Raw genomic sequence first — 20099 nt, forward strand, 5'->3', positions numbered from 1 at the left:
CTGACCCCGGACTTCATGTGACTCCTGGCCGGATTCTGATCGCCCAACCTTCCGAACGGTAGGCATTGTGACCTGTCCGTTACCTTGCCCGTACGAGTTCTCCACCCCGGGGTTACGCTCGGCCGGTGACAGCACGAGATCGGGGCGCCTCCCGCGACGGTCGGACGGGACCACGGCGGGGCGGCGGCGGACGGGAGGCCCAGCGCGCGGAGCGGCGCGAGGCCATCCTGGAGGCCGCCGTGGAACTCATCGCCGAGCGGGGCTACCGCCGCACCTCGCTGGCCGCCGTTGCCGAGCGTGCCGGGCTGACCCAGCAGGGGCTTTTGCACCACTTCCCCACCAAGGAGCTACTGCTGGTGGGTGTATTGGAGGCGCGCGACCGTTGGGATCTGGCCTCGTCCGCCGCCGCGTCCGGCACCTGGCGCACCGACACGCTCGCCCAGCTCGTCGACTACAACGCCACCCGCCCCGGCATCGTCCAGACCTACACCGTCCTGTCCGCCGACAGCGTCACCGAGGACCACCCGGCCCGCGCCTTCTTCGAGTCCCGCTTCCGGACCGTACGCGCGGCGATGGCGGCGGCGCTGCGGGCCGAGTTCGGGGACCGGCTGCCCGGCGGCCTGACGCCGGAGCGCGCGGCTCCGCTGCTGGTCGCGGTGATGGACGGGCTCCAACTCCAGTGGCTGCTGGACCCGGAGAACGTCGATATGCCCGCGGCGTTCCGGGACTTTGTGGCGTTGCTCCGGGGCGGGGAGGGCGAGGGGACCAGCGATGGGACAGGCGACAGCGCGAGCGTCGGCACGGGCGACGGGACGAGCGCCAGCACGGGCGATGGGACAGGCGACAGCCCGAGCGACAGCCCGGGTAACGGCACGAGCGCCAGCACGGGCGACAGCACGAGAAACGAGGCGGGCAACGGAGAAGGCACCCGCCGGAGGACGTGACGGGTGGGACGGGCCGCGCCGGGCCATGCACCCGCCCTCTACCGTCGCACCCCGCGCCCCCGCTTTACTCGCCCCATGAGATCGCTCTTCAACCCCTCACGCATGGCGTGCGCCGGGCGCTCAACTGCTCGGCTGGGCACTCTCGGTGTCGCGCTGTTGGCCGCCGTTCCGCTGTCCCTTCCCACCCCATCGGCCGCAGCGACCCCGGCAACCCCGTCAACCACAACGACCGCCACCACTGCCACTGCCACCTCCGCCTCCATAACTTCCCTAACATCCATATCCCCCGCAGCCCCCATGTCTTCCGCGAGACCCACAACCGCCGCCGGTACGGCTACGACGACGGACCTCACCGTGGAGGAGGGCCGACTGACGGAGGCCGCCCCTCAGGAGATCCTGCGGCGCAGTGGGTTTGCCGTATGGCCGCGGGAGTTCGCGCGCGGGCTGGCGCGGTTGAGTACGTATCCGCAGGCCAGGCGGTATGTGGAGGCGGAGGGGCGGGCGTTGTGGCGGCGTGCCGTGGACCGGACGCAGGGGCGCGGGGCCGCGGGGGGTGATCTCAGTCGGGACGACGACCGCCCGCTGTATTGGGCGCGGTTGGGGATGTCGAAGGAGCTGCGGCAGTGGCGGCCGGGCTTTGACCTGTCGGCCGCCCAACGGGAGGCGCTGTTCGGTTCGTTGGAGCGCGGTTCGCGGGGCCAGGACTCGATCGAGCTGCCTGCGGGCAAGCGCCTGCTGCGGATCGTGGTGACCGGATTCGACCCGTTCCAGCTGGATGCCGATCCACGGCGGAGCAATCCGTCGGGAGCGGCCGCGCTCGCGCTGGACGGGACGACGATACGGACCGCGTCGGGTGAGCCGGCGCGGATCGAGGCCGCGGTCTTCCCCGTACGGTGGGCCGATTTCGCGCAGGGGACGGTGGAACACACGCTGGCACCGTATTTCCGGCGCGGGTCGCGACAGGTGGACCTGTTCACGACGATCAGCCAGGGGCGGCCGGGACGGTTCGACGTGGAGCGGACCAACGGGGCCTGGCGGGGCGGCTATCCGGACAATGTGCGGGCGTCGCGTACCGAGACCGTGCCGATTCCGCCCGGCGTACCGACCGTTACGCCGCAGCCGCAGTGGACGACCACAAGCCTGCCGTACGCGCGGATCGTGGCGGCCGGTACCGGGCCGTACCCGGTGGTCGATCACACCGCCGTGACGGAGATCCCGGCGGGCGGCACGGCGCCGGTCGAGCGGCCGGACGGGCCGACTCCGGGGTCGACCGCCCGGGCCGGGGGCGGCGGGGACTACCTGTCCAATGAGATCGCTTATCGGGCGACGCTGCTGCGGGATGCGGTCGGGCGCCCGACGCTGCCGGGCGGGCATCTGCACACCCCTGTCCTGGAGTTCGGGCCCGACAACACGGATCCGGCGAACGGGCAGGTCACCGATCCGGTCCTGGTGCAGAACCGGGTGGCAATCACTCAGCAGGTGCGGGAGATCGTGACGGTGGCTGCCGAATCGGCGGCCGACTCGGCTGCCGACTCGGCGGGCGGTGCTGAGGCCGGCACCTCGTAGCAAAAGGACTCGTAGCGAGAGGACTGGTAGCGAGAGGACTCGTAGCAAAAGGACTCGTAGCGAAACGAGGGGGCGAGCGGGTGCGGACAGCCGGCGCGATCGGGCCTGTGCAGAGTTATCCACAGGCCCGCACGCGTCGGGGCCGCGGCGGGCATCATGGGGGAATGATCACCGCAGCCGCACAGTTCGCCCCCGTGCCAGGGGATATCGAGGCCAACGCCGCACGGATGGCCACGCTCATCGGCGAGGCCGCCAGCCATGGCGCCGGCCTGGTGGTCTTTTCCGAACTTGCCCTGACCCACTACGACTTGCGGCTCATAGCGGCTGATCCGGACCGGCTGACGGTCGCTCCCGACGATGCCCGGCTGACGCCGGTCCGGGACGCCTGCCGGGCGAGCGGGGTGGCGGCGGTGGTGAACGCTGCGGGCCGGGCCGTGGAGCCCGGTGGCCGGCCGACGATCTCCTCGTTCGTCTACGGACCGGACGGCGCCCTGCTGACCCGCTACGACAAGATCCACGTGTCCGATGACGAGAGCAAGGTCTTCGCGCCGGGCAGCACTGAGGGGCGCTTCTTCCTCGGCGGGATCCGGTTCGGGCTGGCGACGTGCTTCGACAACAGCTTCCCCGAGGTGCCGGCGCGGGCCGCGGCGGACGGCTGCCGGGTGTATCTCTCCAGCGCCTTCCACGATTCGGCGGAGCGTGTGGGGCGGTATGGCGAGATGGCGCGTGAGCACGGGCTCCTCGTCGTGCTCGCCAACGGGATGGAGGTCGGCAGTCCCGGGCCGGCGTGCGGACTGAGCGGAGTCTGGCTGCCATCGGGTGAGCGGGTGGCGGTGGCCGCCGAGTGGACCGCGCCGGTGCCGGGCGACGGTGCGGAGCTGGTGGTGAGCGACGTCCGTGACCGGATCACGCTGATGTCGGACCCGGCGGTGGCGGCGATACCGGTCGAGGAGTGCGGTGAGCCGCTGGTGGATGTGCGGTCCGCGGCGCCCGGCCTGCTGGTGGCCGCGGACCGCCACGACGAGCCGGGCGCGTTCGCGCATCTGCGGGAGGGGGTGCTGCGGCGGCTGCTGGAAGCGCAGCGGGCGCTGCCGGACGGGCTGCGGCTGCAGTTCGTCGAGGGGTACCGCCCACCGGGCCTCCAGCGACGCTATTTCGAGGAGTACGCGGACGAACTGCGCGCCGCGCACCCGGACTGGGACGGGGCACGGGTCCATGAGGCCGCCAGCCGGTATGTGTCCCCGCCGGAGATAGCGCCGCACAGCGCGGGCGGTGCGGTGGACCTCACGCTCGTCACCGCCGACGGCGAAGAGGTCGATATGGGGACGCCGATCAACGCCTCCCCCGAGGAGAGCGACGGCGCCTGCTACACGGGCGCGCCGGGCCTCTCCCCCGCGGCGCGCGAGCACCGCCGCATAGTGAGCGCCGCGCTCACCGGCGCCGGGTTGGTCAACTATCCGACCGAGTGGTGGCACTGGTCCTACGGCGACCGCTATTGGGCACTGGCGACGGGCGCGGACCATGCGCTGTACGGACCGAAGGAGCTGAGGGAGGAAGGGGCGAACGGGGTGGTGTCAAAGGGGTGATGTCAAAGGATCGGTAGCAAAGGAGAGGAGCAAAGGAGAGGTAGCGACGGGCAGGCAATAAGGGACGGGTAAGGAGGGAGGGGTAGCAAGGAGAGGTAGAGGTAGCGGAGGGCAGGCGTCAGTCGGTCGCCCGGGCATGCCGTGCCGGGAGGGGGCCGGGGCATCCCCGGCAAGGCCGGGGACGGTGGCCGCAGGCCGACAAGCCGGGGGGCGTGACCCCAGGCCGGCGCGGCCGGGGACGGTGGCCGCACACGGACAAGGCCGGCACCGTGGCCTCCGGCCGGCAAGACCGGAGGCGGTGCCTTCAGGCTTCACGCTGGCAAGGCCCGGGGACGTGGCTGCACGCCGGCGCGCGCCTTAGTTGCCGTCACTCGCGTCCTGGGCGGTTTCCGGGACCATGGCTTCCAGTTCGGCGCGGGTCGGGTAGGACGGCTGGGCGCCCGGCTTGGTGACTGCTGCGGCTCCGACCCGTACGGCGAAGCGGGCGGCCTCGGGGAGGGTGTCGCCGCGGGCCAGGCGGGTGGCCAGGGCACCGGTGAAGGCGTCGCCGGCGCCGGTGGTGTCCACGGCCTTGACGCGTACGCCGGGCACCTCGGTGGCTCCGGAGGCGTCCAGGACCAGCGCGCCGTCGCCGCCGAGGGTGACGACGACGGAGCGGGCACCCTGGTCGCGCAGTGCCCCAGCCCACTCGGCGGGGGTGCCGTCGGCGCGGCCGGAAAGCTGGCGGGCCTCGTGCTCGTTGACCACCAACGGGTCGGCCACCGCGAGGAGTTCGGGGGCCAGGGCCGCCTCCGGTGCCGGGGAGGGATTGAGGACGACGCGGGTTCCGGCCTGTTCGGCGGTGGCCGCGGCGGCCCGTACGGACTCCATGGGGATCTCCAGCTGGAGGGAGACCACCGCGGAGGCAGCGATGGTGTGCTTCGCCGCGGCCACGTCCTGCGGGGTGAGGGCGGCGTTGGCGCCCGGGGAGACGACGATGCTGTTGTCGCCGTCCGGATCGACGATGATCATCGCGGTGCCGGTGCGGGCCGTCTCGTCCACGATGACCGGCGTGACGTCGGTGCCCGCCTCGCGCTGGGCGTGCAGCAGCAGTTCACCGTAGGCGTCGCCGCCGACCCGGGCCAGCAGCGCGGTGCGCCCGCCGATCCGGGCCGCGGCGGCCGCCTGGTTGGCGCCCTTGCCACCGGCCGATTCGACCAGGTCCGTGCCGAGCACGGTCTCCCCCGCGCCGGGTCGCCGCTCGACCCGTACCGTCAGATCCGCGTTGGCCGAGCCGACCACCAGGACGTCATACATGCGCCGTTCTCCCGTTTCCGAGCGTCGCCCGGTGCTGCCGATGGCTGTCCATGCGCCGCTCTCCTTCTGATCTCGTGTGTGTGGTGCGTTGAGCTGTGGTGCGTTGAGCTGTGTGCGTTGGTTGTGTGGTGCGTTGGTCGTGTTGTTGGAGTCGAGGTGTTGTGCCTGGGCGTTGCAGTCAGGGTGTTGCAGTCGACGTTGTTGCTGTCGAGGTTGTTGCTGACACGCGTGGGGTTGGGGCGTGGGGCTGTGGCATGTGGGTGGGGCGTGTCGTTTCCCGTGTGTTGCTGTCCCCTGGCTGTTGTCGCTGTCGTGTGTGGTGTGGCTGTAGTGCCTGTCGCGTGTGGTGTTGCTGTAGTGCCTGTCGTTGCCGTCTGGCGTGTTGAGTGGGCCGGCGCCTGTGTTGGGTCTGTGTCGGGGCTGTGGGTGGGGTGGCCTCATCCGCCGTCGGGCTCATCCGCCGTCGAACGTGGCCGCGTTCTTGCGGGTCACGAGTACCACCGGGACCTTGACCGACTGCGGCAGCTTCTCACCGTGGGCGGCCTTCAGGGCCCAGTCCACGGCCTGTTTGCCGAGGAGTTCCGGCTGCTGGGCGATGGTGGCGGTCAGGGTGCCGTTGCGTACGGCCGTGATGCCATCGGGTGTGCCGTCGAACGCCACCACCTTGACGTCCTTGCCCGACCGGCCGCCCAGCGCCTTGGCGGCGCCGAGCGCCATCTCGTCGTTGGCGGCGAAGACCCCGGCGAGGTCGCGGTGGGCCTGGAGCATGTTGGTCATCACGTCCATGCCCTTGGTGCGGTCGAAGTCGGCAGGCTGGCGGGCGACGACCTGGATGCCGGGGTACTTCCTCAGGCCCTCCTCGAAGCCCCGGCCGCGTTCGCGGGCGGCGGAGGTGCCGGGCTGTCCTTCGAGGAAGGCCACCTTGCCCTTGCCGCCGAGCGATTCGGCCAGCGTCTTCGCGGCGAGCCGGCCGCCGGCGACGTTGTCGGAGGCGATGGTCGAGCCGACCGCGCCGCCGTTGACGCCGCGGTCGAGGGAGATGACCGGCACCTTCGCGCGGTTGGCGACGCCGACGGCCGGGACGGCGGCGTCCGAGTCGACCGGATTGATGATGGCGGCCTTGACGTTCTGGCTGGTGAACGTCTCCATCTGGTTGATCTGCTGGGTGGGGTCGTTCTGGGCATCGGTGATGTTGATGTGCAGCCCGCGGGCGTCGGCCTCGGCCTGTGCGCCCTTCTTGATGCCGACGAAGAACGGGTTGTTCATCGTGGACAGCGCGAGGCCCAGGTCGGTGTTGCCGCCGCGGTCGCAGCCGGTGAGCGCGAGGGCGACCGTGAGGGTCGCGGCCACCGCCATCGCCATCGCGCGCATTCTCCCGCTACGGGCACGCCCATGAGTGCCCCTACGAGCATCCTCATGAGCACTCCTCCGGGCGTCCCGCCGGACCTCCCCGCGTGCATCCCTCCGGGCGTCCCGCCGGACCTCCCCGCGGGGGTCCCCGCCACTACCCTTTCGGGCATTCCCACGGGCGTCCCCACGGGCGTCCCTCCGGGCATCCCCACGTGCATCCCGAGGGACATCCCCGCGAGCATCCCCATGAGCACTGCTCTGGGCATCCCCGCGGGCACCCTTTCCGGCTGCCTGCGCCCACGTCCGCGCCCACGTCCACGCCCATGCCCCCGCCCCCGCCCCCGCCCTCATCGGGTGCTCCGGCGGCGCAGCGTGTCCAGGAGCACCGCGAGGGCGATGACCAGGCCGGTGGCCACCTGCTGCCAGAAGGCCGAAACGCTCAGCAGGTTGAGGCCGTTGCGCAGTACGGCCAGGATCAGGGCGCCGATGAGGGTGCCGGATGCCTTGCCGGAGCCGCCGGAGAGGCTGGCCCCGCCGATCACCACGGCCGCGATCGCGTCCAGTTCGTAGCCGGTGGCCGCCTGGGGCTGGGCGGAGGTGAGGCGGGCCGCGAGCACGATGCCGGCGACCGCCGCGAACAGCCCGGACAGCGCGTAGATCACGAGCTTGCGGCGCTTGACGTGGATGCCGGAGAGGCGGGCCGCCTCCTCGTTGCCGCCGATCGCGAACATCGCGCGGCCGGCGTACGTACGGGCCAGGATCAGTGCGGCGACCAACCCCATGCCGATCATGACGAGCACCGGTATCGGCAGCCAGCCGCCGAGGGTGTCACCGAGCCTGCTGACCGAGGCAGGGAAGGGGATCGGCGAGCCGCCGGAGATGACCAGGGCCAGACCGCGGCCCACGGACAGCATCGCCAACGTCGCGATGAAGGCGGGCAGTTTGCCGTAGGCGACCAGTGCGCCGGAGAGCAATCCGGATCCCGCGCCGACCGCGAGGCCGAGCAGTACGGCGATCCAGACGGGCAGGCCCTGGCCGGTGGCGGCCCAGGCGACGACGGTGGCGGCGAGCGCGGCGACCGATCCGACGGACAGGTCGATGCCGGCCGAGACGATCACGAACGTGACGCCGAAGGCGAGGATCGCGGTGACCGATGCCTGGACTCCGACGTTGAGGAGGTTCTGGCCGTTGAGGAAGTCCTTGGAGAGCGCGGCCATCACCACGACCAGGGCGGCCAGGCCACCGAGCGGGCCGTTTTTGAGGACCGCCCGGGAGAACCACTCCGCGGGCCGGCGGCCGCCCGGGCCCCGGTCCGGTGCCTGTCCCGCCGCCTCGGCGGCGACTCCTGTCTTCAGCTCAGCGGACATCAGCTCAGCGGACATCGGAGCCCTCCATCGCGCTCTTGTCGGGGTGGTTGCGGTGGCCGGTATCGGGGGACCTGCGTCGGTCGGTGCCGGGGGTCGTGCGGTGGTCGGTGTCATGGGCACCGTGGCGGTCGGTGCCGGGGGCCGTGCGGTGGTCGGTGCCGTCGGCCGTGTCGGGATCGGTGTCGTGGGCTGTGCCGGGATCGGTGTCGGGGGCACTGCCGCGGTCCGTATCGGAGGTCGTACCGCGTTCGGCGTCGTGAGCCGTGCGGTGGTCGGTGTCGTCGGCCGTCTCGGGGTCGGTGCCGGATGTCGTACCGCGGCCGGTGCCGGGGGCCATACCGCTGCTGGTGCCGGGGGCGGTACCGCGGCCGGTGCCGTTGGCCGTAGCGCGGTCCGTCTCGTGGGCCTTGACTCGGCCGGGGTCGTGGGCCCTCCCGCCGTCCGTGCCGTGGGCACTGCCGTGGTCCGTCTCGTGGGTCGTTTGGAGGGCCAGCTCCATCACGGCGTCCTGGGTGGCTTCTTCGGCGGTGAGTTCACCGGCCAGCCGGCCCTGGGACATCACCAGCACCCGGTCGCTCATGCCGAGCACCTCCGGCAGGTCGCTGGAGATCATCAGGACCGCCCGGCCGGACGCGGTCAGTTCGTTGATGAGCCGGTAGATCTCGACCTTGGCGCCGACGTCGATACCCCGCGTGGGCTCGTCGAGGATCAGCAGCCGGGTGTCCGCGAGCAGCCATTTGCCGATGACGATCTTCTGCTGGTTGCCGCCGGAGAGCGTCCGGGCGGGCTGCGCCAGGCCGCTCATCCGGACCTTCAACTGCTCGGCCACGGTGGCCGCTCGGCGTCGCTGGGCGCCGCGGTCCACCAGCCCGCCGCGGGTGTCGCGGGTGAGCCGGGCCAGGGTGAGGTTGTCCTGGAGGGACGCGTCCAGGACCAGGCCCTGGCCCTTGCGGTCCTCCGGTACGAGGCCGAGCCCGGCGCGCATCGCGGCACGCACGTCGCCGCGGGCCAGCCGCTCGCCGTCGATCTCGACCGTGCCGGCGTCGTACGGGTCCACCCCGAAGACGGCCCGGGCCACCTCGGTGCGGCCCGCGCCGACCAGCCCGGCCAGGCCCACGACCTCACCGGCCCGCACCTCGAAGTCGACGTCCTGGAACACCGGTCCGGTGCCACGGCCGTGGCGGGTCAGACCGCGGACCCGCAGCAGCGGCGGGCCGGGCCGGTCGGGGCGCTGCCGCGGGTACTGCTCGGCGATGTCCCGGCCCACCATGAGGCGGATCAGCTCGTCCTCGCCGGTCGAGGCCGGCACCTGGGCGACCGAGCGGCCGTCGCGCAGCACGGTGACGCGGTCGCCGAGCGCGCCGATCTCCTCCAGGTGGTGGGTGATGAAGAGGATCCCGACGCCGGCGTCGCGCAGTTCACGGACGATCCCGAAGAGGGTCTCGACCTCTTCGGAGGTGAGCACCGCGGTCGGCTCGTCCATGATCAGCACCTGGGCGTCGAGGCTGAGCGCCTTGGCGATCTCGACCATCTGGAGGCGGGCGATGCCGAGTTCGGCGACCGGGGTGTCCGGGGAGACGTCCAGGCGTACGCGCCGCAGCAGTTCGGCGGCGCGGGCCCGCATCGCCTTCTTGTCGATGAGGCCGAGGCGGGTGCGCGGCTGGCGGCCGAGGAAGAGGTTCTCGGCGACGGTCAGGCCGGGGACGAGGGTGAACTCCTGGTGGATGGTGGCGATGCCGAGCCGCTCGGCGTCCTGGGCCGAGCGGATGTGCACCTCACGCAGACCGCCGCCGGGCGGGGCGTCGGGCCTGGTGGTGGGGCGGGTGGTGGGCCTGGTGGTGGCGCGGGTGGTGGGCTTGGTGGTGGGCTTGGTGGTGGCCTTGGTGCGCGGCCTGGTGCCGGGCCTGGTGGGCCTGGTGCCGGGCTTGGTGGGCCCGGTGGTGGGGCCGGCGTCGGGCCCTTCCGGCCCGGGGGCGGCGAGGATGCGGCCCTGGTCGGGGCGGTGGGCGCCGGAGAGCATCTTGATGAGCGTGCTCTTGCCCGCGCCGTTCTCACCGAGGAGTACGTGCACCTCGCCGCCGCGCAGGCTCAGGTCCACGCCGTCCAGCGCGCGCACCCCCGGGAAGGACTTGGTCACCCCCTCCACGCGCAACAGTTCGCGGCCGCCCGGCACGTCGGCCGGAACGCCGCCCGGCAGGCCGGCTGCCACATTGCCCGGCACATCGGCCGGAACGCCACCCGACGGGCCGGCTGCCACACTGCCCGGCACGTCCGCCGGTACGCCCCCCGGAACGTCGGCTGGTATGTCGCCCGGTGCGCCGTCTTGCACATCGGCCGGTAGACCGTTCGACACACCATCCGGTATGCCGTCCGGAACGTCGGCCGGTATGCCGTCCGGAACGTCGTCGTTGACGCCGGTCATGCGCTGCCCCTCTCGTCCTTGTGCGACTGCTCGTTGCCGGTTGCTCGTTGCCGGTTGCTGACTGCTGGCGCTGGCTTCTCACTGGCCTGGCTGCCGCTGGCTCGACGGCTGTGGTGCTGCCCGCCGATCTGGCTGGTGGTGTGGCTGCTCGGGTGGTTCCTCGGGTGCTCCTCGGAGACGAAGTACCGGGGGGACGGTCGGAGGTGGTCGGTGGCGGGGTGCCTGGGACCGGAGTCGGTCGAGGCGAGGCGCCGGGGGGCGGAGACGGTCGGGACGGGTGCCGGGGGTCGGAACGGTCGGGCGGGTGCCGGAGATCGGAGATCGGAGACGGTCGGAACGGTCGGGGCGGAGTGCCGGAGATCGGAGATGGTCGGACGGGCGGGGGGCGCGGCTCGGAACGGTCGGGGCGGGGTGCCGGAGATCGGAGACGGTCGGACGGGCGGAGCGCCCGGGGTCGGAACGGTCGGGGCGAGGCGCCGGAGATCGGAGACGGTCGGACGGGCGAGGCGCCGGGGTCGGAACGGTCGGGGCGAGGCGCCGGAGATCGGAGACGGTCGGACGGGCGGAGCGCCCGGGGTCGGGGCGGGGTGCTGGAGGTGGGAGACGGTCGGGTGGGCGGGATGCCGCGGGGTCGGAGGCGTACGTGCCGCCCATGGGTCAGGCGCCCGTGGGGTCAGCCGCCCCTGGGTCAGCCGCCCGTTGGTTCGCCGCAGGAGCGGCGGGGCACGAGGCGGGCCGGGAGCAGTACCGATTCGGCGGGCCGGCCCTCGATCCGGGCCAGCAGGGTGCGGACGGCGGCCCGGCCCAGTTCGCGGGTGGGCTGGGCGATGGCGGTCAGCGGTGGATCGGTGTGGGCGAACCAGGGCACGTCGTCGTAGACCACCAGCGCCATGTCGTCGGGGACCCGCAGTCCGCGGGCGCGGAGTTCGTCCAGCGCGCCGAGCGCCATCAGGTTGTCGGTGGCCAGGACCGCGTCCGGTGACTCGGGGAGGTCGAGGAAGCCGCGCATCATCCGGCGGCCGCCGGTGGGCTGGAGGTCGGGGGTGGCGCCGACCCGTTCGTCGGGCAGCGGGATGCCGTGGTCGGCCAGCGCCGTACGGAAGAGGGCGAGGCGCTCGTCGCCGGTGGGGGTGCCGGCCGGGGCGACGATGATCGCGGGGCGGCGGCGGCCGAGCGCGGCGAGGTGGCCGGCGAGTTCGGTGAGCGCGGCGCGGCCGTCGGCGCGTACGCAGGGGGCGTCGATGCCGGGGACGCTGCGGTCCAGCAGGACCAGCGGGGTGCCGGAGGCGACGACCTCGCTGAGCATCGCCGAACCGGTACCGGCCGAGCTGACCAGCAGCCCGTCGATCCGGCGGTCGAGCAGGGTGCGGATGTAGTCGTCCTGCTGCTCGGGGCGTTCACCGGCATTGCCGATGACCAGGCTGTAGCCGAGGCTGCGGGCCGCGTCCTCGACGGCGTCGGCCAGCTCGGTGAAGAACGGGTTGGTCAGATCGCTGATGATCAGGCCGAGCGCGCCGGTCCGGGCGGTGCGCAGGGCGCGGGCGACGTTGTTGGGGCGGTAGCCCAGTTCGCGTACGGCGGCGAGCACCCGGTCGCGGGTCTCGGCGACCGGGCTGTGCCCGTTGAGGACCCGGGAGACCGTGGCCACGGAGACCCCTGCCCGCTCTGCCACGTCCTTGATGTTCGCCATGGCGCCGTTGCCGTTCCGCTCGTGGGTGTAATCGCTCGCGATCGCTTGTGATCGCTTGCGTGTGTAATCGTTTTCACGGGATGTCGTGAGGGCTACGAAATCGATTACATGGCGGGTGCGTCAAGGTGCGGTGTGCGTGACCTACGTCACACGGGGGCCTGTGGCGCGGGGGCTGTAGCGCGGGGGGCTACGAGGTCGTACGAGGGCTTCGAGAAGCGGTGACGTGAGAGAACTCCGGCTCCGGAGAACGCCGGCTCCGGAGAACTCCGGCTCCGCATGCGACAGGGGCCGCACCCCGGGTCGGTCCGGGATGCGGCCCCTGGCACGTGCGCGGAACCGCCGTTACACGGGAATCGCCGTCGCGGAAGACACCTCCGCAGGAGACGCCGCCGCGGCGGTCCATCAGACGACGGTCAGGCGACGGTCAGCTTGACGTCGATGTTGCCGCGGGTGGCGTGGGAGTACGGGCACACCTGGTGCGCCTTCTCCACGAGGTCCTTGGCGGTGGCGGCGTCGACCGTGGGGATGGCGGCGACGATCTCGACCGTGAGGCCGAAGGCGCCGTCCGGGGTCTTGCCGATGCCGACCTTGGCGGTCACCCGGGAGCCGGAGACATCGGCGTTCTCCCGGCGGGCGACGACGCTGAGCGCGCCCTGGAAGCAGGCGCTGTAACCGGCCGCGAACAGCTGCTCCGGGTTGGTGCCGGCGCCGCTGCCGCCCTGCTCCTTGGGCGGGTTGACGACCACGTCGAGCTTGCCGTCGTCGCTGGCGACGCGGCCGTCACGGCCGTTCTCAGCGGTGGCGACGGCGGTGTAGACGACGTCGACGGTAGGGATGGACATAGGAAATCCTCCTGTGGTTCGCCGCGACTCGCGCCCACGGATCGCGACGGCTTGCCGCCGAGCCTAACGGGCCCGCGCAAGGGCACGGCGAGGAGGGCTCGCCGCCCGGCGGCCGCCGCCGGTGATCGCTCAGGCCTCCGTCAGGCTCACGATCATCTTGCCGGTGTTCTCACCGCGGAGCAGGCCCAGGAAGGCGTCCGCGCCGCGCTCGATGCCGGCGACCTTGGTCTCGCTGTACTTCAGCTCGCCGGAGCGGATCCAGGCGGAGACCTCCTCGACGAACTGCGGCTGCAGCGCGGAGTGGTCACTGACCAGCAGGCCCTGGAGGCGCAGCCGCTTGCCGATGACCATGGCGAGGTTGCGCGGCGCGGGGCTCGGCTCGGTGGCGTTGTACATCGAGATCATGCCGCAGATGGCCACCCGGCCGTGGACGTTGAGGGCGCTGATGGCCGCTTCGAGGTGGTCGCCGCCGACGTTGTCGAAGTAGACGTCGATGCCCTCCGGCGCGGCCTCCTTCAGCTGCTGGGTGACGTTGCCGTTCTTGTAGTTGAAGGCGGCGTCGAAGCCGTACTCCTCGACCAGGAGCTTGACCTTCTCGTCGGAGCCGGCCGAGCCGATGACCCGGGAGGCGCCCTTGAGCTTGGCGATCTGGCCGACCTCGCTGCCCACCGCGCCGGCCGCGCCGGACACGAAGACGGCGTCGCCCTCCTTGAAGGACGCGACCTCCAGCAGGCCCGCGTAGGCGGTCAGGCCCGGCATGCCCAGGACGCCGAGGTAGGCGGTGAGCGGGGCCAGCGACGGGTCCACCTTGGCGGTCCGCTTGGCGTCCACGACGGCGTACTCGCGCCAGCCGAGGCCGTGCAGGACGTGGTCGCCGACGGCGAGGGAATCATCGCGGGAGGCGATGACCTCACCGACCGCGCCGCCGTCCATCGGCTCGTCGAGCTGGAAGGGCGGGACGTAGGACTTCACGTCGTTCATCCGGCCGCGCATGTACGGGTCGACGGAGAAGTGCTGGTTGCGGACGAGGACCTGGCCCTCGGCGAGCTCGGGCACCGCGGCCTCGCGCAGCGCGAAGTCCTCCGGGGTGGGCCAGCCGTGCGGGCGGGCGACGAGGTGCCATTCGCGGCTGGTCGTGGGCAGTGCGGACATGAGAGCCATCCTCCTAATGCTTCAGGTACTGAAACAACCATGGACTCGATATTTCATGATGTCAAGTAATCGGCTATCCTGGTCCGCATGACACCGCGTCCAGACTCCTTGACCGTCGAGGTCGTCGATCTCATCGGCACCGTCGTCGCCCGTTACCACGAGGAGTACGAGCACGCCGCGGCCGAGCACTCCCTCACCGGCACGCAGGCCCGGGTCCTCAGCCTGCTCGCGGTCGGCCCGCAGCCCATGCGCAAGATCGCCAACTGCCTGAAGTGCGAGCCGTCGAACGTCACCGGCATCGTGGACCGCCTGGAGTCCCGCGGTCTGGTCGAGCGCCGGCCCGACCCGGACGACCGCCGCGTCAAGCTCGCCGCCGCGACGGACGAGGGCGCGCGGACCGCCGAGGCGCTGCGGACGTCGTTGCACTTCGCCCGCGAGCCGCTCGGCAAGCTCACGATCGCCGAGCGCACGCTGCTGAAGGAGCTGCTGCAGCGGATGCTGGGCGGCGCCGCGGAGTAGACGCGGAGGAGGGGGAGGAGATACGGAACAGACCAGTAGTGGGCGAGGAGCAGGGGCGCAAGTGGCCCACGATCGCCGCGGCAAGGTGGACCGGGCGGGCGGGCCGGTGGCGGCTTAGGGTCGCGGTATGACACAGCCCAGCGCCTCCCGCCACTCCGTCGACTTCTACTTCGACCCCATCTGCCCGTTCGCCTGGATCTCCTCCCGCTGGATCCTGGAGGTCGAGCAGCACCGCGAGCTGGACCTGCGGTTCCGCGTGATGAGCCTGTCCGTGCTCAACGAGGGCCGCACGGACCTCCCCGAGAAGTACCGCGAGCTGCTGGACTCCGGGTGGGGCCCGGTGCGGGTGTGCATCGCGGCGGCCCAGGAGCACGGCGAGGGCGTGCTGCGCGACCTCTACACCGCGCTGGGCACCCGTATCCACAACAACGGCCGCGAGGACACCGCGGCCGTCATCGAGGAGGCGCTCGCCGAGGTCGGGCTGCCGGCCGGGCTGGCCCGTGCCGCCGGGAGCGACGCGTACGACGATGCGCTGCGCAAGAGCCACCACGAGGGCATGGACCCGGTCGGCGAGGACGTCGGGACGCCCACGATCCACATCGACGGGGTCGCCTTCTTCGGGCCGGTGCTGATGGCGATCCCGCGCGGCGAGGACGCGGCGCGGGTCTTCGACGGCGCCCGCCTCCTCGCCGGTTACGACAAATTCTTCGAGCTCAAGCGCACCCGCACCGGCGAGTTCGACTTCAGCTGACCGTCCCTGAGGGGACCGGGGCCGGCTCGCTTTCCGCCGGGGCTTCCGCGGGCGCCGGACGTACGCCCCGCAGCAGCGCCACGGACAGTACGGCGGCGCAGAGCATCACGCCCGCGGCGCTCAGCACGGCCGTCTGCAGGCCGTCGGTGAAGGCCGCGCGGGCCGCGGTCAGCACCGCCCGGCCGGCCTGCGCCGGGAGGTGCGCGGCCACCGCGGCGGCGCCGGCCAGCGTCTCGTGTGCGGCGTCGGCCGCGCCCTGGGGGAGGCCGGCCGGCAGGGCGTCGTCCATGTGGCCGCGGTAGACGGCGCTGCCGATGCTGCCCAGGAGCGCCATGCCCAGCGCGCCGCCCAGTTCGGTGCCGGACTCCAGCACGGCCGAGGCTGAGCCCGCGCGCTCCGGGGGCGCCGCGCCGAGGGCCAGTTCGTTGCCGAGCGACGCCACCATCACCAGGCCGGAGGCGTAGACGGACGAGGCGACCAGGACGTACCAGAGCGCCGAGCCCGGCTCCGCCCAGGAGAGCCAGACGAAGCCGCCGGCCGCGAGGACGAAGCCGAGGGCGATGACGTGCGCCCGGTCCATCCGCTGGCCGAGCGCCGTGGCCACCGCGGCCATACCGCCCACCGCGAGGGTCGGCAGCAGGTTCCACAGCGCGGCCTCCAGCGGGCTCATCCCCCGTACGGTCTGCAGGTACTGGGTGAAGAAGACCGCGCAGCCGACGATCGCGAACATCGCCAGCAGGTTCATCAGCACCGAGACGCTGAACCCGCGGTGCCGGAAGAGTTCGAGGTCGAGCATGGGGTGGCGGGCGGTGCGCTGGCGGTGGACGAAGCCCGCGGCGGCCAGCAGGCCGACGACGAGGGCGAGGACGGGCAGGACGGACACGCCGTTGCGGGCCATCTCCTTGATGCCGTAGACGATCGGCAGCATGGCGAGCAGGGAGAGCAGCGAGCCGGGCAGGTCGAAGCGGCCGGTCGTCGGGTTCTTGAACTCCGGGAGCAGCAGCGGCCCGCAGACCAGCAGCAGCACCATCGCCGGGGTGTTGATCAGGAACACCGAGCCCCACCAGAAGTGCTCCAGCAGCAGCCCGCTGAGCACCGGTCCGACCGCGATCCCGCCCATGGTCGCGGCCGACCAGATGGCGATGGCTTTGCCGCGCTGCTTGGCGTCGTGGAAGAGGTTGCGGATCAGCGCCAGGGTGGACGGCATCAGGGTCGCGCCGCCGACACCGAGCAACGCCCGGGCGGCGATGAGCATTTCGGCGCTGCGGGCGTAGGCGGCGACCCCGGAGGCGAGGGCGAAGAGCAGGGCGCCGAACAGCAGCAGCCGGCGGCGCCCGATGCGGTCGCCCAGCGCGCCCATGGTGATGAGCAGGCCGGCCAGGACGAATCCGTAGACGTCCAGAATCCACAGCTGCTGGATGCTGCTCGGTTCCAGCTGCGCGGTCAGGAACGGCACCGCGAAGTAGAGCACCGAGACGTCCATGGAGACCAGGAGGCAGGGCAGGAGGAGGACGGCGAGGGCGATCCACTCCCGGCGGCCGGCCCGCGGCTCGGGGGCGGGAGCGGGGGATGTGTACGAGGTAAACGTCATGGGTGACACGGTAAGCATGGGCGGCTTACGGTGCAAACATCAGGCACACCAAGGGAATTGGAGCTGCATCACACTAGTGCACCTGCCTAGTGCGCGCCAGGGAAGAGGTGCAGGTGACGGGCCGGTGGCGCCCCGCGCTGCTAGGGTCGGCGCCAGTGGACAGGCCCTGGTGCACTAGTACGGCACGGAGAGGGCGCTGATACGGCACCAAGCTGATACGGCACCAATACGGAGGAGGCCACCCCGTGGCGCAGCCCAGCGCACCGCCCTACCGCCGGATCGTCGCGGAGATCCGGCGCCGCATCGACACCGGCGAGCTGGCGCCGGGCGACCGGGTGCCGTCGACCCGGCGGATCACCCAGGAATGGGGGGTGGCGATGGCCACCGCCACGAAGGTGCTGACGACGCTGCGCCAGGAGGGGGTGGTACGGGCGGTGCCGGGCGTGGGGACGGTCGTGGCCGAGCCGCAGCCGCAGCCCCAGCAGCGGACGGCGCCCGGTGCGTCCCCGCGGGAGCGGCGGCCGCGGGACGCGGACGGCGGGCTGAGCCGGGAGCGGATCGTCCGGGCCGGGATCAAGGTCGCCGACACCGAGGGGCTGCGGGCGCTGTCGATGCGCCGGGTCGCCGCCGAGTTCGGGGTGTCGTCGATGGCGCTCTACCGCCATGTGGCCGGCAAGGACGAGCTGGAGCTGCTGATGGCGGACGCCGTGTTCACGGAGGTGGAAATGCCCGATCCGGCGCCGGACGGCTGGCGCGAGCGGATGGAGGCCGGGGCCCGGCTGCAGTGGGCGCTCTACCGCCGACACCCGTGGCTGGCGAAGTACCTGTCGATCAGCCGGCCGCAGCCGATGCCGCGGGCGATGGCACTGATCGAGTGGACCGTGGGACGGGTCGAGGGGATGCCCCCGGTGACGCTGCTCCACATGGCCGTGACGCTGCTGGGTTTCGTGATGTCCACCGCCGCCGGTTTCGAGGACGACCTGGAGGCCGAGCAGGAGACCGGGATGGACCAGGACCAGTGGATGGCCTCGCTGGAGCCGCAGTTCGAGGGCATTTTCCAGTCCGGTGCGTACCCCATGTACGCGGCGGTGTCCGGCTCGCCGGAGGACTCCTTCAACCACGAGACGCTGTTCGAGTTCGGTCTGGCGCGCCTCCTGGACGGCATGGCGGTACTGGTCGAGGGCAGCGGAGAGAGCGCCTGACCCGGCCGAGGACTCAGTTGAGTTCCCCACGGAGCCGTCTCGCCCGTAAGACCAGTTCCAGTTCGAAGCGGCGGTCCGGATCGTCCACCTCCGGGCCCCATAACTCCCGTATCTGGCGCAGCCGGTAGCGCACGGTCTGGGGGTGGACGCCGAGCCGGGCGGCGATCTCCGGGGCGCCGCCCCGGGTCTCCAGCCAGGCGAGCAGGGTTTCGGCGAGCCGCCGGCCGTGGGTCGGGCCGCAGCCGTCGAGGGGGGCGAGGCGGCGGCGGGTGAGGTCGTCGATCAGTTCCTCGGGCGGCAGCAGGACCAGTGCCTCGGTGTGCTCGGTGCACTGCAGCAGTTCGCCGGCCGGCAGCAGTCCGCCCTCGACCAGGTCCGCCGCGGCCCCGGCCCAGCGCAGCGATTGCGCGGCGGCCGCCAGGGGGACGACCGGGCCGAGCGCGCCCGACCAGCCGGCCGCGGCCCGGCCCAGCAGCTCGCGCCGGCCCGGGGCGTCCGGTTCCGGCACCACCATCCGCGGCCGTTCGCACTCCATGTCCAGCAGGACGTCCGGGGCGACGGCGGGGGCCACCGCCGCCCGGTCCGGGCGCAGCAGGACGGCGACCGCGACGCGTTCGGGCAGCGGCCAGCCGAGCCGGGCGGCGCGTTCGGCGAGCGCCGCCGGCACCCCGCCGGTTCCGGCCGACCCGGGTCCGGCCGTTCCGGTTCCGGTCCCGCCGCGTCGCGTACGGGTGGCCGCGAGGCCGAACAGCTGCTCCATCAGGCGGCGTTGCTGCCGCAGCCGCTCCCCGGCCTGGCGGGCGGCGGCCTCGGCGTAGCCGCGGACGGATTCGGCGACCAGCCCGTCGAGGTACTCGAAGCCGGACTCGGCGAGCTCGTACATCGCCGGGGCGGGGATGGCGACCTGCTGGCCGATCTCGGCGAGCCGCCGCCAGGCCAGCCGTACGCCCAGCCGGTAGATGGCCTGCAGCGCGTCCAGGCTGCGGCCCTGGACGCCCTCGCCGCGGCCGAACTCCTGGAAGACCCGCGGATGGACGTGCGGCCGGTCCGGTCCCGTGGTCAGGTGCGTGACGAAGTGCTCCAGCGACTGGCGGATGCCGACCAGCGCCCGCGGTTCGCCGAACTCGTCCGGGACCAACGGCAGTTGGGGATACTCGTGGCGGATCTCGCGCAGGATGTCCTGGGCCAGTGTGGGCACCTCCGCCAGCGCCAGGGTGGCGAACTGCCGTACCTGGTAGGGCGGGACGTCCCGCCAGGCCGAGCGGACGGCGGTCACCATGCCGAGGACCTCCTTCGTACGCCGCGGCCGGCCGCGTTGCGCATACCGCCGCCTACTCGCCGGCCCGGTCGAAGGTCACCAGCGGCACATTGGGCTGTTCGGGGGTGGTGTCGAGCGCCGCGACGATACCGAGCGCGGCGCCGACGGCCAGGGCGGCGGCGGTCAGCGCGGTCAGTGCGGCGGCGAGCATCCGGTGCATGGCGCGGCGAGCCCTTCGTCGGGACCGGAGACCTCACCGGTCTCCGTCGGGTCGGTACGGCACACGGCGCGGCCCCGGCGTGCGATTCGGGGTCCCGCTCGTGCCGCGTCCCACAGCGCGGCACCACTCGGTCGTGGTGACTGCCGAGTGTGGAAGGGCATTGACGGTCTGTCAAGAGTTCCCTTACGTTCCCGGCCCATGGGCGCCCGGCCCGTCCGGCACCGTTCCCCGGGACGGCCGCCCGCCCCTTCCGCACGTGCACCAGAGCGTGATCCCCCACCGCTTCCAGGAGTGCCCGTATGCCTTCGCCCACCACCGTTTCCGCCCCGCCCCCGGCCCCCGC

Annotated in this window: 12 protein-coding genes and 5 pseudogenes; 7 read left to right on the forward strand and 10 right to left on the reverse strand. The window is 72.4% G+C overall.

What is annotated here, in order from left to right; translation table 11 throughout:
* Positions 1–125: 125 nt before the first annotated feature.
* The 4 genes and pseudogenes from AB0E02_RS06475 to AB0E02_RS06490 all read left to right on the forward strand — a co-directional run.
* Positions 126–755: pseudogene (locus AB0E02_RS06475) on the forward strand (helix-turn-helix domain-containing protein); the annotation flags it as partial.
* A gap of 486 nt (positions 756–1241) precedes the next feature.
* Positions 1242–2510, forward strand: a complete 1269-nt coding sequence (locus tag AB0E02_RS06480) for a pyroglutamyl peptidase (protein WP_362136647.1) — start codon at positions 1242–1244, stop codon at positions 2508–2510.
* Positions 2511–2674: 164 nt separating this feature from the next.
* A pseudogene (locus AB0E02_RS06485) lies at positions 2675–3295 on the forward strand (carbon-nitrogen hydrolase family protein); the annotation flags it as partial.
* 129 nt (positions 3296–3424) lie between these two features.
* Positions 3425–4096, forward strand: coding sequence for a M15 family metallopeptidase (locus AB0E02_RS06490; RefSeq protein ID WP_362136802.1), 672 nt, complete (start codon positions 3425–3427; stop codon positions 4094–4096).
* 357 nt (positions 4097–4453) lie between these two features.
* On the opposite strand, the gene AB0E02_RS06495 is transcribed toward AB0E02_RS06490, so the two are convergent.
* The 7 genes and pseudogenes from AB0E02_RS06495 to AB0E02_RS06525 form a co-directional block, all read right to left on the reverse strand.
* Positions 4454–5392 carry a ribokinase gene (locus AB0E02_RS06495; RefSeq protein ID WP_362136649.1) on the reverse strand — a complete coding sequence of 313 codons (939 nt, stop codon included), beginning with the start codon at positions 5390–5392 and terminating at the stop codon, positions 4454–4456.
* 453 nt (positions 5393–5845) lie between these two features.
* Positions 5846–6679: pseudogene (locus AB0E02_RS06500) on the reverse strand (D-ribose ABC transporter substrate-binding protein); the annotation flags it as partial.
* 419 nt (positions 6680–7098) lie between these two features.
* Positions 7099–7971 (reverse strand): annotated as a pseudogene (locus tag AB0E02_RS06505) (ABC transporter permease); the annotation flags it as partial.
* A gap of 622 nt (positions 7972–8593) precedes the next feature.
* Positions 8594–10264: pseudogene (locus tag AB0E02_RS06510) on the reverse strand (sugar ABC transporter ATP-binding protein); the annotation flags it as partial.
* A gap of 955 nt (positions 10265–11219) precedes the next feature.
* Positions 11220–12221: a LacI family DNA-binding transcriptional regulator gene (locus tag AB0E02_RS06515; RefSeq protein ID WP_362136651.1), complete on the reverse strand. Its 1002-nt coding sequence runs from the start codon at positions 12219–12221 to the stop codon at positions 11220–11222.
* 413 nt (positions 12222–12634) lie between these two features.
* Positions 12635–13063, reverse strand: a complete 429-nt coding sequence (locus tag AB0E02_RS06520) for an organic hydroperoxide resistance protein (RefSeq protein ID WP_362136654.1) — start codon at positions 13061–13063, stop codon at positions 12635–12637.
* A 129-nt stretch (positions 13064–13192) separates the two neighbouring features.
* Complete coding sequence (locus AB0E02_RS06525; RefSeq protein ID WP_362136656.1) at positions 13193–14215, reverse strand: NADP-dependent oxidoreductase; 1023 nt, start codon at positions 14213–14215, stop codon at positions 13193–13195.
* Between the two features lie 87 nt (positions 14216–14302).
* Between AB0E02_RS06525 and AB0E02_RS06530 the strand changes: the two genes are divergently transcribed.
* Both AB0E02_RS06530 and AB0E02_RS06535 read left to right on the forward strand, forming a co-directional pair.
* Positions 14303–14734 carry a MarR family transcriptional regulator gene (locus AB0E02_RS06530; protein ID WP_362136658.1) on the forward strand — a complete coding sequence of 144 codons (432 nt, stop codon included), beginning with the start codon at positions 14303–14305 and terminating at the stop codon, positions 14732–14734.
* A gap of 127 nt (positions 14735–14861) precedes the next feature.
* Positions 14862–15485 carry a disulfide bond formation protein DsbA gene (locus AB0E02_RS06535; RefSeq protein ID WP_362136661.1) on the forward strand — a complete coding sequence of 208 codons (624 nt, stop codon included), beginning with the start codon at positions 14862–14864 and terminating at the stop codon, positions 15483–15485.
* On the opposite strand, the gene AB0E02_RS06540 is transcribed toward AB0E02_RS06535, so the two are convergent.
* Positions 15478–17076 carry an MFS transporter gene (locus AB0E02_RS06540; RefSeq protein WP_362136663.1) on the reverse strand — a complete coding sequence of 533 codons (1599 nt, stop codon included), beginning with the start codon at positions 17074–17076 and terminating at the stop codon, positions 15478–15480. The genes AB0E02_RS06535 and AB0E02_RS06540 overlap by 8 nt on opposite strands.
* Before the next feature lie 245 nt (positions 17077–17321).
* On the opposite strand from AB0E02_RS06540, the gene AB0E02_RS06545 reads away from it, so the two are divergent.
* Positions 17322–18278 carry a GntR family transcriptional regulator gene (locus tag AB0E02_RS06545; protein ID WP_362136665.1) on the forward strand — a complete coding sequence of 319 codons (957 nt, stop codon included), beginning with the start codon at positions 17322–17324 and terminating at the stop codon, positions 18276–18278.
* A gap of 13 nt (positions 18279–18291) precedes the next feature.
* Here the strand turns inward: AB0E02_RS06545 and AB0E02_RS06550 are convergent, their stop codons facing one another.
* A complete protein-coding gene (locus AB0E02_RS06550) occupies positions 18292–19557 on the reverse strand; it encodes a helix-turn-helix domain-containing protein (protein WP_362136667.1) in 1266 nt (421 codons plus the stop codon).
* A gap of 52 nt (positions 19558–19609) precedes the next feature.
* Positions 19610–19756, reverse strand: coding sequence for a hypothetical protein (locus tag AB0E02_RS06555; RefSeq protein ID WP_362136669.1), 147 nt, complete (start codon positions 19754–19756; stop codon positions 19610–19612).
* Positions 19757–20099: the final 343 nt, after the last annotated feature.

It is taken from the genome of Streptomyces sp. NPDC048196, from assembly GCF_040652715.1.
Lineage (GTDB): Bacteria > Actinomycetota > Actinomycetes > Streptomycetales > Streptomycetaceae > Streptomyces > Streptomyces siderophoricus.

Coding starts and splice junctions, on each gene's coding strand:
- AB0E02_RS06480 (WP_362136647.1), top strand. CDS start 1,242: ATGTCTTCCGCGAGACCCACAACCGCCGCCGGTACGGCTACGACGACG.
- AB0E02_RS06490 (WP_362136802.1), top strand. CDS start 3,425: ATGTCGGACCCGGCGGTGGCGGCGATACCGGTCGAGGAGTGCGGTGAG.
- AB0E02_RS06495 (WP_362136649.1), bottom strand. CDS start 5,392: ATGTATGACGTCCTGGTGGTCGGCTCGGCCAACGCGGATCTGACGGTA.
- AB0E02_RS06515 (WP_362136651.1), bottom strand. CDS start 12,221: ATGGCGAACATCAAGGACGTGGCAGAGCGGGCAGGGGTCTCCGTGGCC.
- AB0E02_RS06520 (WP_362136654.1), bottom strand. CDS start 13,063: ATGTCCATCCCTACCGTCGACGTCGTCTACACCGCCGTCGCCACCGCT.
- AB0E02_RS06525 (WP_362136656.1), bottom strand. CDS start 14,215: ATGTCCGCACTGCCCACGACCAGCCGCGAATGGCACCTCGTCGCCCGC.
- AB0E02_RS06530 (WP_362136658.1), top strand. CDS start 14,303: ATGACACCGCGTCCAGACTCCTTGACCGTCGAGGTCGTCGATCTCATC.
- AB0E02_RS06535 (WP_362136661.1), top strand. CDS start 14,862: ATGACACAGCCCAGCGCCTCCCGCCACTCCGTCGACTTCTACTTCGAC.
- AB0E02_RS06540 (WP_362136663.1), bottom strand. CDS start 17,076: ATGACGTTTACCTCGTACACATCCCCCGCTCCCGCCCCCGAGCCGCGG.
- AB0E02_RS06550 (WP_362136667.1), bottom strand. CDS start 19,557: ATGGTGACCGCCGTCCGCTCGGCCTGGCGGGACGTCCCGCCCTACCAG.
- AB0E02_RS06555 (WP_362136669.1), bottom strand. CDS start 19,756: ATGCACCGGATGCTCGCCGCCGCACTGACCGCGCTGACCGCCGCCGCC.